The sequence below is a fragment of the Micromonospora sp. NPDC049004 genome (assembly GCF_040649315.1).
Taxonomy (GTDB): Bacteria; Actinomycetota; Actinomycetes; order Mycobacteriales; family Micromonosporaceae; genus Micromonospora.
Map to the genome: position 1 here is coordinate 140,488 of NZ_JBEZFG010000007.1, position 12,039 is coordinate 152,526.

Consider the following 12,039-nt stretch of genomic DNA (forward strand, 5'->3'; position numbering starts at 1 on the left):
AGCCGGCGGCGAACGGCGGTGGCGGTGACGCGACCCAGCAGTTCGCGGGCGGCCTTTGGGGGGCGCCGGGCGCCGCCCCCCCCCGCCCGGGGGGGCGCGCCGGGCGGGCGCCTCACCCGGGGTGCGTCTTTCCCCCCGGGGGGGGCGACCCCCTGTCCCCCCCCCCCGCCGGCGTCTGCGTGCGTCGACTGAGCGGTGGCGCGTACGGCTCGCTGGATGCGCCACCGGTAGGGTCTGGTCATGGCAGACCTGCTCACCGCGGACGCGGTGCGAGAAGAGCTGGGCGGGTTGGCCGACTGGTCGGGTGACCCGACCGGCATCGGCCGCACCGTTCAGCTCGGCAGTTTCCCGGACGCCATCGCGGTGGTGGACCGGGTGGCGGCGGTGGCCGAGGAGCTCGACCACCATCCCGACATCGACATCCGATGGCGGACCCTGACCTTCCGCTGTGTCACGCACTCGGCCGGCGGGGTAACCCACCGGGACATCGAGCTGGCCCGGCGGATCGACGACATCGTCCGGAGTGCGGCATGAGATTCGAGATCAGCAAGGTTCTGGACGCCATCGAGGGGCGGGTCTGCACCGACCCGTCGCTGGCCCGGGCGGTGCTCGACCTGGCCGAGATCATCCGCTACCAGGACATCGACGGTGGCCGGCCGGCGAGCCTGCTGCGCCTCGGCATGGTCATCGACGCGCTCTCCCGCGAGCTGGAGGAGGACAGCGTCCAGGTGTACGCAGTGGTGCACCGGGCGCTGCTCTCCGACGCCGACCTGACCTCCAACGAGCGGATGGTGGTTCGCCGTTGGGCCGACGACGGGCTCGTGGAGGTGCTGGACAACCCGGGTGACCGGATGCTGGAGGTCGCCGACCTGCTGGGCCTTCCGGTGCTCACCCGGGTGCGCTTCGACGGGCTGCGCGGGCGGTTCCCGTGGCTGGTCGAGCAGCCCGGCCGGGTGGTCGCCCCGGTGCCGGGCGCCGGTGGGCCGGTGTTCATCGCGCACGTCGGCGGCGGGCACGCCCCGGTGGCCGGCAAGCGTTCGCCGACCGGTGCGAAGCTGCTGGCCCGGCAGTGGCGCTGCCCGGAGTCGGGCTGCGCGTTGTTCGGCGGCGGTGGTGGCGGTGGCGCGTTCGCCGACCTGGCCGGAGGGGCGGACCGCAGCCCGGCCGCGCAGCCGCCGCCCTCGCTGCGTAACGGCGTGCCGACCTGCCCGCGACACGGCGCACGCCTCGGTGACGGCGGCCCGCGTCCGCGTACGGAGGTGCTCGCCGTGCGCGTGGGTGGCCTGGTGCGGCGGCGGTTCGTGCTGAGCGAGGAGCAGCCGGTGGTGGCCGGTCGGGCACCCGAGCAAGACGGCGGGATCATGCTCGGCCAGTGGCTCAACGACGAGGCCCGGCGGTGGATCAGCCGGGGTCACGTCCGCTTCGAGCTGCGGGTTGGCGAGGTCATCGTCACCGACGTCAGCACCAACGGCTCCGGCATCCGGCCGGCCGGGTCGATGAACGAGGCGGACCGGATCCCCCTGGCCCCGCAGCAGTCCCGGGTGCTGGGCGAGAACGACATGATCGAGCTGTACCCGGGCGTGCAGATCGGCCGCGCCGAGGAGTTGCCGACGGGTGCCCCGTTCACTCCCACGTCGGTGATGGCCGAAGCCCCCACGATGGCGATGCGCCTGCCCCGCCCCTGACTCCGGTTGATCATGAAGTTATTGCCACGACACGCCGAGGCGGCGGGCAATAACTTCATGATCGACGCGGGTGGCGCCGGGGTCAGGCGGTCAGGACCTCGGCTAGTTGTGCTACCGCTTGGTCGATCTCCTCTTCGGTGATCACCAGCGGTGGGGCGAGTCGGATGGTGGAGCCGTGGGTGTCCTTCGCGAGGATGCCGCGCTCCATCAGGCGCTCGCACGCCTCCCGGCCGCTCATCAGCGCCGGGTCGATGTCCAGGCCGGCCCACAGGCCGCGCACGCGTACGCCGACCAGGCCCTTGCCGAGCAGAGCTTCCAGGCCGGCGCGCAGCCGCTCGCCCAGCTCGGCGGAGCGACGCTGGAACTCGCCGGTGGCCAGCAGCCGGACGACCTCGATGGCCACCGCGCACGCGAGGGGGTTGCCGCCGAACGTGGAGCCGTGCTGACCGGGCTTGAGCACGCCAAGCACGTCGGCGTTCGCGGCCACCGCGGAGACCGGCACGATGCCGCCGCCGAGCGCCTTGCCCAGCAGGTACATGTCCGGCACGACGCCCTCGTGGTCACAGGCGAACGTCCGGCCGGTACGCCCCAGACCCGACTGGATCTCGTCGGCGATGAAGAGCACGTTCCGCTCGGTGCAGACCTGTCGTACGCCCGGCAGGTAGCCCTCCGGCGGCACCACCACGCCCTGCTCGCCCTGGATCGGCTCCAGCAGCACGGCCACCGTGTTCTCGTCGATCGCGGCGGTCAGCGCGTCCAGGTCGCCGTACGGCACGACGGTGAAGCCCGGGGTGTACGGCCCGAAGTCGGCGCGGGCGTCCTCGTCGGTGGAGAAGCTCACGATGGTGGTGGTCCGGCCGTGGAAGTTGCCCTCGGCGACCACGATGTTGGCCTGGCCCGGGGTGACGCCCTTGACCTGGTAGCCCCACTTGCGGGCCACCTTGATCCCGGTCTCCACCGCCTCCGCGCCGGTGTTCATCGGCAGCACGAGGTCCTTGCCGCACAGCTCGGCCAACTCCCGGCAGAAGTCGGCGAACTGGTCGTGGATGAACGCCCGGCTGGTCAGCGTGAGCCGGTCCAGTTGGGCGTGCGCGGCGGCGATCAACTGCGGGTGCCGGTGACCGAAGTTCAGCGCCGAGTAGCCGGCCAGGCAGTCCAGGTAGCGCTTGCCGTCCACGTCGGTGAGCCACGCGCCCTCGGCCGACGAGATCACCACCGGCAGCGGGTGGTAGTTGTGCGCGGTGTACTTCTCCGCGTCGCGTACGGCGGACGGGGTCCGCAGCATGTCCTCGATCACTTGCTTGCCTTTCCCTGACGGAGTCGCAGCGTGCAGCACTTCGGTCCGCCGCCGGCCTTGCGCAGCTCGGACAGGTCGACACCGATGGTCTCGTAACCTCGGTCGCGCAGCTTGGCGGCCAGGTCCGTGGCCTGCGCGGGCAGCACGACGTGCCGTCCGTCGCTGACCGCGTTCAGGCCCAGCACCTCCGCGTCGGCCATGGTGGCGTGCACCGCGTCGGGGAAGAGCCGGCGCAGCACGGCCTGGCTGCCGGGGGAGAACGCCTCCGGCAGGTACGCAACGGTCCGCTCGTCGAGCACGGTAAGCGCGGTGTCCAGGTGGTAGAAGCGCGGGTCGACGAGCTGCATGGTGATCACCGGGTAGCCGAAGACCTCCTGCAACTGGGCGTGCGAGGCGTGCGCGGTGCGAAAGCCGGTGCCGGCGAGCAGGTGGTCACCGGCCAGCAGGACGTCGCCCTCGCCCTCGTTGACGTGCTTCGGGTCGTACAACTCGAAGCCGGCGGCCTCGAACCAGGCCCGGTAGGCCGGGGCCTCGTCGGCGCGCTGCGGGTCGCGGAACTGCACAGCCATCGCCTTGCCGTCGATCACGGTGCCGCCGTTGGCGGCGAAGACCATGTCGGGCAGGCCGGGCACCGGAGTGATCTCCTCGACGGTGTGGCCCAGGTCCAGGTACGTCTGGCGCAGCTGCTCCCACTGCCGGACGGCCAGCGCGGCGTCGACCGGCGCGCTCGGGTCCATCCAGGGGTTGATCGCGTAGTCGACGGCGAAGTACGTCGGCCGGCACATCAACAGGCGCTGGCTGGTGGCGTCCATCGTCATTGTCCTGCTCCCAGGGGTCGGGCACGCCCGGCCACCGTGGCCCACGGGCTGGTGCCGTTGCTCAACGGTATGCGGCCCCAGCGGAAGGATCCACCACCGAAGGTTGCGCAGACCGAACATTCGTTGCGTGTGGTCAGTCTCGCGCCGCGATTCGTTGCGTAGATGGGCCGGCCAGGGCTGCTGGTGCTCCGCGTCACCCGACGTGGCCTGTGGGACGACACCGGCCGTGCGCGCGACACGGTCCGTCTGCGGGTCGACGTGCGGGGTCGACGTGCGGGCCCGGCTGCGGGGGCAGTGGGCGCATCCTTTGCTCTGCTTCAGCGGAGGCAACACCTGCCGTCCGATAATCGGACGCTCGGTGTTGCCTGGGGTGAAGCAGAGCAAAGGATGAAAGGAGGAGAAAGGGGAGCCGGAAGGCAAGGAGCGAGCAGGAGGAAGAGGAAGAGAGAGGCGGAGAGGGGCTCAAGAGAGGGAGCGGAGGGAAGGTGCGGGTCCGCGCGATGTCCCCTCCTGGAGACGGCCTGTGCGGACCCCGGACACACTTCAGGGGCGGCGAATCGCCGCCCCTGAAAGGGTGTTGCCCGATCGGTGAACCACCTGCGGGCTGCCGGCGAACCGCCGGCTTTTCGCCGGTGCATCACCGGCGAGCGGAACAGTGCCCGCTAGAAACGGTCCACAAACTGTGAATCAAGCCACTCGCGGAAGCGCTGCACCCAGTCGCCGTCGGTGGTCGGCCAGTCGAACTGACCGGTCATCGCCAGCACGCCGATCACCACCGCCGCGAGCCCGATGAGCACGCCGAACAGCGCGTCGGTCTTGCCGGCGACGTGCCGGCGGCGGGTGGCCATCAGGCCGAGCACCGAGAGCACCGCGCCGAACGCGCCGACCCCGATGCCGTACCCGGCCAGGGTGCCGGTCAGCACGAACAGCGCACCGGCGACGGAGGCGATGAGGCCGAGGGTGGCGAGCAGGCTGGCCCGGGGCTTCGGGCCGCGCGTCACCGGCGGCTCCGGCTCGGTGTGCCCGGGGGTCGCGTCGACCGGGCGGTCGGTCCCGACACTGTCGGTCGGGTCGGGCCGTGGAGTCGTCCGGTCGAGGTCCGTGTCGCGCTCGGGGCGTCGGGTCGTGCGGTCGCGGTCGAGGTCGGTGTCCCGCTCGATGGTCGGGGCGGTCGCCGCGGCGCTGCTCGCCCGGGTCGGGCCGTCCGAGCGGACGGCGCCGGATCGGGCGTCGCCCTCCACCGGGCGGGCGGTGGCGGCCCGGGCCACGGCCGCGCGCTCGGCGGCACGCCGCTCGGCCTCGCCGGCCTGGTCGCCGGTCGCCGTCGTGCTGCGGTACGTCGTCTGGTCGGCGTCCCGGTCGGTGACAACCGGTCGGTCGGTGACGTCCCCGGACCGGGCGGTGTCGGTGACTGCCGTGCTGCTCTCCCGGTCGGCGACCGGGACGTCGCGGCCGTCGACGCGGCCGTCGAGGTTCTCGTCCCGCGTCGGTGCCGGCTCGGACCGGCGGGACAGCGAAGGAATCCTGACCACTACACACCTCCTGATGAATGCGTGGTGGCCGACGGAGAGGGTGGCACCCACGCGGTACCGCCCTCAACTACCCCGTTGGGCGTTTCCTGACACCAATTACGGGTACGGCCATCACGCGGGGACTGACCTGCCCCGCGCCGGCGCGGAGTGGAGCACCCGCAGCCCGGCCCGCTGCACGTACAAATCCCCCCTGTCGATGGCCAGGCCCTTGGCGTCCAGGACGTAGCCGGTCAGCCAGACCCACCCGTGGTAGGTGGGGCGCGCGTCCACGCTCACCAGTCGCAACCGCAGCTCGCGGTCGCCGGAGAACTGCACCGAGCAGGCCGCCCCGATCAGCAGGAGGTCGCCGGGCTTCAGCTCGGTCACGTCGGCCAGTGCCCACGGTTGATCGGGATGCGGTGGCGGGCCCGGCAGGGCAGCTCCGCGCCGCAGCGGCACACCCGGCGCCACCGCGTCCAACTCCACACCGGCCGATGCCGGCGGGCGAGGGTCAGCGCGGTGGCCAAGAGGTATTCGTCGTACGACACGCGCACCGCGGCATCCTTTCCGCCGAATTGCCGCCGACGCCATTAGTGGCGTCCTTTTCCGGCCCCCGATACGTGACAGCCTGTTCCACGCCGGCCCCCTTGTGCAACAACTCCGCGCCGTCCTAGTCTCGACCCGTATTGACGCACGAGGAATGGAAAAGAAATGGGTGCGGGGCGAAACATTCGGTGTTGCAGGAAGGGTGCGGTGATGTTGCATGACGGATGAAACAGGCGGGTCCACGGTCCCTCGGCGACAGCTCGGCCGGCTGCTCACCCAGCTCCGCGAGGACGCCTCGGTGACGCTGGACGCGGCGGCCGTGGCACTGGACTGCTCGCGGCAGAAGGTGTGGCGCATCGAGAAGGGTCTGGTCCCGGTGCGGGTGGTGGACGCCCGCGCGATGTGCGCTCTCTACCGGGTGCCCGAAGATATGCGGGAGATCGTCGCCGCGCTCGCGAAGGAAACTCGCGCGAAAGGGTGGTGGCATTCGTACGGCGATGTCGTCCCGTCGTGGTTCTCGCTGTACGTCGGCCTGGAATCGTCGGCTTCGACCCTGCGCCAATATGACGCCGAGCTGATACCCGGCCTCCTGCAGACCCGCGAATACGCCAGCGAGCTTTTCCGCCGCAAGAATCCGACCATGAGCGCCGAGGATCGGGAGAAGCTGGTCGAGGTCCGGTGCAACGCCAGGGCATCCTCGTCCGCCGGCTGCCGACCGCGCCCGCGTTGCGGGTCGTCCTGAGCGAAGCGGTGCTGCGGCGCACGATCCCCGACCGCCGGGCGATGGTGGGGCAGTTGCGCCACCTGCTCGACGCGGCGCGGCTGCCGAACGTCAGCCTGCGGGTGCTGCCGCTCGCCGCCGGTCCGCCGCTGGCCAGCGAGACCGGCACCTTCGTCCTGCTGGGCTTCCCGCAGGCGTTCGGGAGGGCGTCGACCGAGCCGACCACCGTCTACCTGGAGAACATCACCGGGGCGCTCTACCTCGACAAGCCAACCGAGGTGGCCGCCTTCGAACATGTCTGGTCTGATCTGGAGACGCTGGCGTCGACTGAGGCAGAATCAGAGAAAATGATCACTTCGATCATCGAGGAGCATCATGACTGACCTGGCCGGTGCCACCTGGCGCAAGAGCACCCGCAGCGGCGGGAGCGGCGGCAACTGCGTCGAGGTGGCCGACAACCTCCCCGGCGTCATCGCCGTCCGGGACAGCAAGGCCCCGTCCGATGCCGCTCTGGTCTTTCCTGCGCGCGCCTGGGCGTCGTTCGTGGCCGACGTCAGGGAGCAGCGCCTGGGCTGACGTGTCCGCGTTGCTCATTCGGCCCGGCCGGCTGCCGCTGACTATCCTTGGGTCCCGTGCCAGAGGGACACACGATTCATCGCCTGGCAGCCCGGCACGCCGAGCTGTTCGCCGGGGACAAGCTGCACGCCGCCAGCCCGCAGGGCCGCTTCGCCGAGGGCGCGGCCCGGCTGTCCGGCACGGTCCTGGAGAGCACCGAGGCGTACGGCAAGCACCTGCTGCACCACTACGCCGGCGAGCTGACCCTGCACGTCCACCTCGGCCTGTACGGGAAGTTCACCGACGGGCCGGGGGAGCCGCCCGAGCCCGTCGGCCAGCTGCGACTGCGGCTGGCCAGTGACCGGCACTGGCTCGACCTGCGCGGGCCCACCGCCTGCGAACTGTTCACCCCGCCCGAGGTGACCGCCCTGCGCGAGCGCCTCGGGCCGGACCCGCTGCGCGCAGACGCCGACCCCGAGCGGTCGTACGCCCGGATCTCCCGCAGCCCCACGCCCCTCGCGGCGCTGCTGCTGGACCAGTCGGTGGTGGCCGGCACCGGGCTGATCTTCGTGACCGAGGCGCTGTTCCGGGCCGGGTTGTCGCCGACCATGCCGGGCCGCCACCTGACCCGCGCCGGCTGGGACGCGCTCTGGGCCGACCTGGTCGAGCTGATGCGCCTCGCCCTGCGGCAGGGGCGGATCGACACCGTGCGCGACGTCCACCTGCCGGAGGCGATGGGGCGACCACCGCGGGTCGACCGCCACGGCGGCGAGGTGTACGTCTACCGCCGCGCCGGCGGGCCCTGCCACGTCTGCGGCACCGAGGTCAGCCGGAGCGAGCTGGCCGGCCGCAACCTCTACTGGTGCCGCACCTGCCAGCCCGGCTGACCGCCCGCCGCCCGGACGTCACTCGCCGTCGAGCAGCCAGCGGACCACCTCGATCTGGTGCGGGAAGACGACGTCCCCGTCGATGCTCCAGGCCATCGTGTGGCCGATCGTCCAACCCCGTACCCGCTCGGCGTCCAGCCCGAGGTCGGTGCTGAGCCGGTCGAGCCGGTGCCGGACGGCGGCCGGCGAGTGGCCCAGCTCCTGACCGCGTACGAGCGGCACGACCGAGAACTCCCGCTCGCCGCTCAGTGGCTTCGGGTCGATCACCAGCCAGGGCTCGCGGTCGGCGGCGAGCACGTTGCCGGCGTGCAGGTCCTGGTTGACGAGCACCTGCTCGCCCTGGCTCGACGCCAGGTCGACGAGCAGGGCGCATGCGGCGTCGAGCAGCCGCCACTCGTACGGGCGACCGGTCCGTTCCCAGCTTCGCGGAATCCGGTCGAGCCAGCCGGCGGCCTCCTCGGCGAGCGGGGTGAACGGCGTGCCGGCGGGTCGCCAGAGCCGGGGCAGCACGTCGATCGCCGCGTCCAGTGCCCGGTCCAGCGGCAGTTCGTACAGCGGCGTGCCGGGTTGGCAGCGTTCCACCAGCAGGGCATGGCGGTCCGGGTCGTGCGCGAGCAGCCGGACCGCGCCGTCGCCGTCCCAGTGGGCCAGCGCCGGGGCCTCGTGCCGGCTGTCCTCGGTCGGGAACTGGAGCTTGAGTACCGCCGCCGTGCCGTCGGGCAGGTCGGCGGGGAGCGCCAGGGAGGCGTACGCGTACGGAAAGGGCGGGCCCAGGCGCAGCGTCCATTGCTCGGCGCACTCCGCCAGCAATGTCGGAAGCGCGGCCAGCCAGTCCCGGCCGACCGCTGACCCTCGTATCCAGCCGAGTCCCTCAGGCAGATCCATCAGGCCATCCTGGGTCATCCATCGTGCTGAATCGACAGTGTTCGCGTGTCGGATCCACTGTGGCTAGCGTGGTACGGATGACACCTGAGGACGAGAAGTTTCTCCGCCGTGCCGTGGAACTCGCCAGCCGGGCCGGGGCTGCCGGCGAACGGCCGTTCGGTTCGTTGCTGGTCGACGCGAGCGGCGTGGTCCTGATCGAGGACCACAACACGGTCGTCTCGGATTCGGACATCACCGCCCACCCGGAGCTGAAGCTGGCCCGCTGGGCCGCCCGGGAACTCTCGCCGGAAGCGGCCGCCGGCACCACGATGTTCACGAGCTGCCAGCCCTGCCCGATGTGCGCGACAGCCATCGACCGGTCCGGCCTCGGGCGCGTGGTGTACGCCCTGTCGGGCGAGCAGTTCGAGGAGGTCAAGCCGGCCACCCCGCCGCTGCCTCCGGTCCGCTACGAGGGGCCGGCGCTGTTCGAGGAGGCGCGTCGGCCGATCGACGACTACTACTGACCGGGCCGGTCCGTGCGGCGGCGCGGGCAGGGCGGCCGGGTCGACGCGGGTCGGGACGCGGCGGCCGGCCCGTGTCGAGCCACCGTCCAGCGCGGCGCCGCTCGGTCTCTGGATCGGGTGGGTGTGACGCAACTGGAATTGACAGTCGGCAGGCCTCCGGAGCAGGGTTTGAGAGTGACAACGATGTCAACGGGCAAAGGGGAGGAATCGTACACATGATTTCCTTCACGCCGTACCCGGCGAAAGACCGGCCGGTCTACGGTGTCCCGTTGGCGGTTTTCCGGCGCGCACCCAGTTCGCCCGCCGATCCTGGCCCTATGTCCCTTTCCTACCCCACGGTGACCAGCTGAAATGAGCGACGTGCCCCGACCCGACGCCGACCAGACCCCTGCCCCGGCAGGGTCACCCGACCTGCCCGACCTGGCCGGGTTCCTCGCCGACCAGACCCACACGCTGCTCGACACGGCCCGCCGCGCGGTCCGCCCCGAGGGCGGGTTCTGGTGGCTCACCGACGACCGCACCCCGGATCGTGGCGAACCTCTCTACACGTGGATCACCTGCCGGATGACCCACGTGGCCGCGCTGGCCCACCGCAACGGTGACCCGGATGCCGCAGCCCTCGTCGACCACGGCGTCGCCGCGCTCAGCACGCTGCTGCGCGACGAGCGGTACGGCGGCTGGTTCAGCGCCGTCGACCAGGAGGGCACGCCCACCGACGAGCGCAAGGCCGGGTACGACCACGCGTTCGTGCTCCTCGCCGCGTCCAGTGCCGCCCGGGCCGGGCGACCCGGCGCGGATCGCCTGCTCGCCGACGTGCTGACAGTGGTGCGGGACCGGTTCTGGGACGACGACGCTGGCGCGGTCCGGGAATCGTGGAACCGGGACTGGACGGTCACCGAGGACTACCGAGGCGCGAACAGCAGCATGCACATGGTCGAGGCGTTCCTCGCCGCTGCCGCCGCCACCGGCGACACGAGCTGGACCGACCGGGCCCTGCGGATCGCCACCCACCTGGTGCACACCGAGGCCGCCCGGCACGACTGGCGGCTGCCCGAGCACTTCACGGCCGACTGGACGCCACTGCTCGACTACAACCGGGACCAGCCCGCCGACCCGTTCCGGCCGTACGGCTCGACGATGGGCCACTGGCTGGAGTGGGCCCGGCTGCTGCTGGAGCTGGAGGCGGTCCTGCCGCAGCCACCGGGCTGGCTGCTCGCCGACGCCCGTACCCTCTTCGCGGCCGCCGTGCGGCGCGGCTGGGCGGTCGACGGCGCCGACGGTTTCGTCTACACGATCGACTGGGACGACCAGCCGGTGGTCCGCTCCCGGATGCACTGGGTGCTGGCCGAGGCCATCGGCGCGGCGGTCACCCTGCACCGCCGCACCGAGGACGCCGTCTACGACGAGTGGTACCGGGTCTTCTGGGCGTACGCACGCCGCTACCTGATCGACGGCACCGGCTGGCGGCACGAGCTGGACGAGCGGAACCTGCCCGCCGACACGGTCTGGCACGGCCGGCCGGACGTCTACCACGCGTACCAGGCGGTGCTCCTGTCCCGCTCGGCCGCCGGCCTCGGTGGTCCCGGCCCGCTCGACCCCGGCACGGTGACCGCATGATCGTGGTGGCGGGCGAGGCCCTCATCGACCTGGTGGTCACCGCCGAGGGGCAGCGGGCGGTGCCGGGTGGCTCCCCGGCGAACGTGGCGGTCACCCTGGCGCGGCTCGACGAGCCGGTGCGGCTGCTGGCCCGGATCGGCCCCGACGAGTACGGCCGACAGATCGCCGAGCACCTGGCGGCCAACCAGGTGGACCTGCGGTGGGCGGTCCGCGCCGCCGAGCCCACGTCGGTGGCGGTGGCCACCCTGAACGCCACCGGGCAGGCCAGCTACGAGTTCCGGCTCGACGGCGCGGCGGACTGGCAGTGGATCCCGCAGGAGCTGCCCGACCTGGCCGGATCGTCGGCGACGGCCCTGCACACCGGGTCCCTCGCGCTCGCGCTCGCGCCCGGCGCGCAGGTGCTGGAGGGCCTGCTCGCCCGCGAACGCGACCGCGACGGGCTGACCATCTCGATCGACCTGAACCTGCGCCCGAGCATCGTGACGGACCGGGCCGCGGAGCAGGAGCGGACCCGCCGCCAGATCCGCCTCGCGCACGTGGTCAAGGCCAGCGACGAGGATCTGGCCTGGCTCTACCCGGACCGCTCGGTGGGCGACGTGCTGGCCGAATGGCGCGAGGCCGGCGTGTCCTGTGCGGTGGTCACCCGGGGCGGTGAGGGCGCGTGGCTGCTCGCCCCGAACGGCGCACTGCACGAACAACCGGCGGTACGCACCACAGTGGTCGACACCGTCGGCGCCGGCGACTCGTTCACCGGAGGCCTGCTGGCCGCGCTGGCCGACATCGACGCGCTCGGTGACCGGCCGGCCGACCGGCTCGCCGCGGTGACCGAGCAGCAGTGGAGCGCAGTCCTGCGCCAGGCCGCGACGGTGGCCGCGCTGACCTGCGCCCACCGAGGCGCCGACCCGCCCCGCCGAGCAGAGGTAGAAGCCCTCCTGACCACAACAACCTGACCCCAACCCCGCTCCCAACCCCCCGGCCCCTGCCCCCCACCTCCGCGATCTTGCACTTTCTGCC

At 72.1% G+C, this 12,039-nt stretch carries 13 protein-coding genes and 1 pseudogene; 8 read left to right on the forward strand and 6 right to left on the reverse strand.

All coding sequences use genetic code 11. The annotated features are described in order from the left end of the window. Positions 1 to 240: 240 nt before the first annotated feature. Both AB0B97_RS21770 and AB0B97_RS21775 read left to right on the forward strand, forming a co-directional pair. Positions 241 to 534 (forward strand): 4a-hydroxytetrahydrobiopterin dehydratase, encoded by a 294-nt coding sequence (locus tag AB0B97_RS21770; protein ID WP_234586040.1) that lies wholly within the window; start codon positions 241 to 243, stop codon positions 532 to 534. Then, positions 531 to 1,685 (forward strand): FHA domain-containing protein, encoded by a 1,155-nt coding sequence (locus AB0B97_RS21775; RefSeq protein WP_234586038.1) that lies wholly within the window; start codon positions 531 to 533, stop codon positions 1,683 to 1,685. Before AB0B97_RS21770 ends, AB0B97_RS21775 begins: the two co-directional genes overlap by 4 nt. An 82-nt stretch (positions 1,686 to 1,767) precedes the next feature. On the opposite strand, the gene rocD is transcribed toward AB0B97_RS21775, so the two are convergent. The 5 genes from rocD to AB0B97_RS21800 all read right to left on the reverse strand — a co-directional run bounded on the left by rocD (position 1,768) and on the right by AB0B97_RS21800 (position 5,865). Then, positions 1,768 to 2,982, reverse strand: coding sequence for an ornithine--oxo-acid transaminase (gene rocD / locus AB0B97_RS21780; protein ID WP_357495921.1), 1,215 nt, complete (start codon positions 2,980 to 2,982; stop codon positions 1,768 to 1,770). Further along, positions 2,979 to 3,794 carry a dimethylargininase gene (gene ddaH / locus AB0B97_RS21785; protein WP_357496249.1) on the reverse strand — a complete coding sequence of 272 codons (816 nt, stop codon included), beginning with the start codon at positions 3,792 to 3,794 and terminating at the stop codon, positions 2,979 to 2,981. The genes rocD and ddaH overlap by 4 nt, the downstream gene beginning before the upstream one ends. 668 nt (positions 3,795 to 4,462) lie before the next feature. Then, the gene (locus AB0B97_RS21790; protein ID WP_357495923.1) at positions 4,463 to 5,332 is read right to left on the reverse strand and encodes a sulfite exporter TauE/SafE family protein; all 870 of its coding nucleotides are present in this window, start codon (positions 5,330 to 5,332) and stop codon (positions 4,463 to 4,465) included. A gap of 111 nt (positions 5,333 to 5,443) precedes the next feature. Further along, the gene (locus AB0B97_RS21795) at positions 5,444 to 5,698 is read right to left on the reverse strand and encodes a hypothetical protein (RefSeq protein ID WP_357495925.1); all 255 of its coding nucleotides are present in this window, start codon (positions 5,696 to 5,698) and stop codon (positions 5,444 to 5,446) included. Then, positions 5,695 to 5,865 (reverse strand): hypothetical protein, encoded by a 171-nt coding sequence (locus AB0B97_RS21800; protein ID WP_234586029.1) that lies wholly within the window; start codon positions 5,863 to 5,865, stop codon positions 5,695 to 5,697. Before AB0B97_RS21800 ends, AB0B97_RS21795 begins: the two co-directional genes overlap by 4 nt. A gap of 209 nt (positions 5,866 to 6,074) precedes the next feature. Here AB0B97_RS21800 and AB0B97_RS21805 point away from each other — a divergent pair. The 3 genes and pseudogenes from AB0B97_RS21805 (at position 6,075) to AB0B97_RS21815 (ending at position 8,020) form a co-directional block, all read left to right on the forward strand. Then, positions 6,075 to 6,961 (forward strand): annotated as a pseudogene (locus AB0B97_RS21805) (helix-turn-helix transcriptional regulator). Then, on the forward strand, positions 6,954 to 7,154 hold the full coding sequence (locus AB0B97_RS21810; protein ID WP_357495927.1) for a DUF397 domain-containing protein: 201 nt from the start codon (positions 6,954 to 6,956) through the stop codon (positions 7,152 to 7,154). Before AB0B97_RS21805 ends, AB0B97_RS21810 begins: the two are co-directional and overlap by 8 nt. A gap of 56 nt (positions 7,155 to 7,210) precedes the next feature. Beyond that, positions 7,211 to 8,020: a DNA-formamidopyrimidine glycosylase family protein gene (locus AB0B97_RS21815; RefSeq protein WP_234586010.1), complete on the forward strand. Its 810-nt coding sequence runs from the start codon at positions 7,211 to 7,213 to the stop codon at positions 8,018 to 8,020. Between the two features lie 18 nt (positions 8,021 to 8,038). Here the strand turns inward: AB0B97_RS21815 and AB0B97_RS21820 are convergent, their stop codons facing one another. Then, positions 8,039 to 8,905 carry an aminoglycoside phosphotransferase family protein gene (locus tag AB0B97_RS21820; RefSeq protein ID WP_357495929.1) on the reverse strand — a complete coding sequence of 289 codons (867 nt, stop codon included), beginning with the start codon at positions 8,903 to 8,905 and terminating at the stop codon, positions 8,039 to 8,041. Positions 8,906 to 8,982: 77 nt separating this feature from the next. On the opposite strand from AB0B97_RS21820, the gene AB0B97_RS21825 reads away from it, so the two are divergent. The 3 genes from AB0B97_RS21825 (at position 8,983) to AB0B97_RS21835 (ending at position 11,975) form a co-directional block, all read left to right on the forward strand. Beyond that, positions 8,983 to 9,408, forward strand: coding sequence for a nucleoside deaminase (locus AB0B97_RS21825; RefSeq protein ID WP_357495931.1), 426 nt, complete (start codon positions 8,983 to 8,985; stop codon positions 9,406 to 9,408). A 351-nt stretch (positions 9,409 to 9,759) separates the two neighbouring features. Further along, entirely contained in the window at positions 9,760 to 11,025 is a 1,266-nt protein-coding gene (locus AB0B97_RS21830) for an AGE family epimerase/isomerase (RefSeq protein ID WP_357495933.1), read from the forward strand. Continuing rightward, positions 11,022 to 11,975 carry a carbohydrate kinase gene (locus tag AB0B97_RS21835; RefSeq protein WP_357495935.1) on the forward strand — a complete coding sequence of 318 codons (954 nt, stop codon included), beginning with the start codon at positions 11,022 to 11,024 and terminating at the stop codon, positions 11,973 to 11,975. Before AB0B97_RS21830 ends, AB0B97_RS21835 begins: the two co-directional genes overlap by 4 nt. Positions 11,976 to 12,039: the final 64 nt, after the last annotated feature.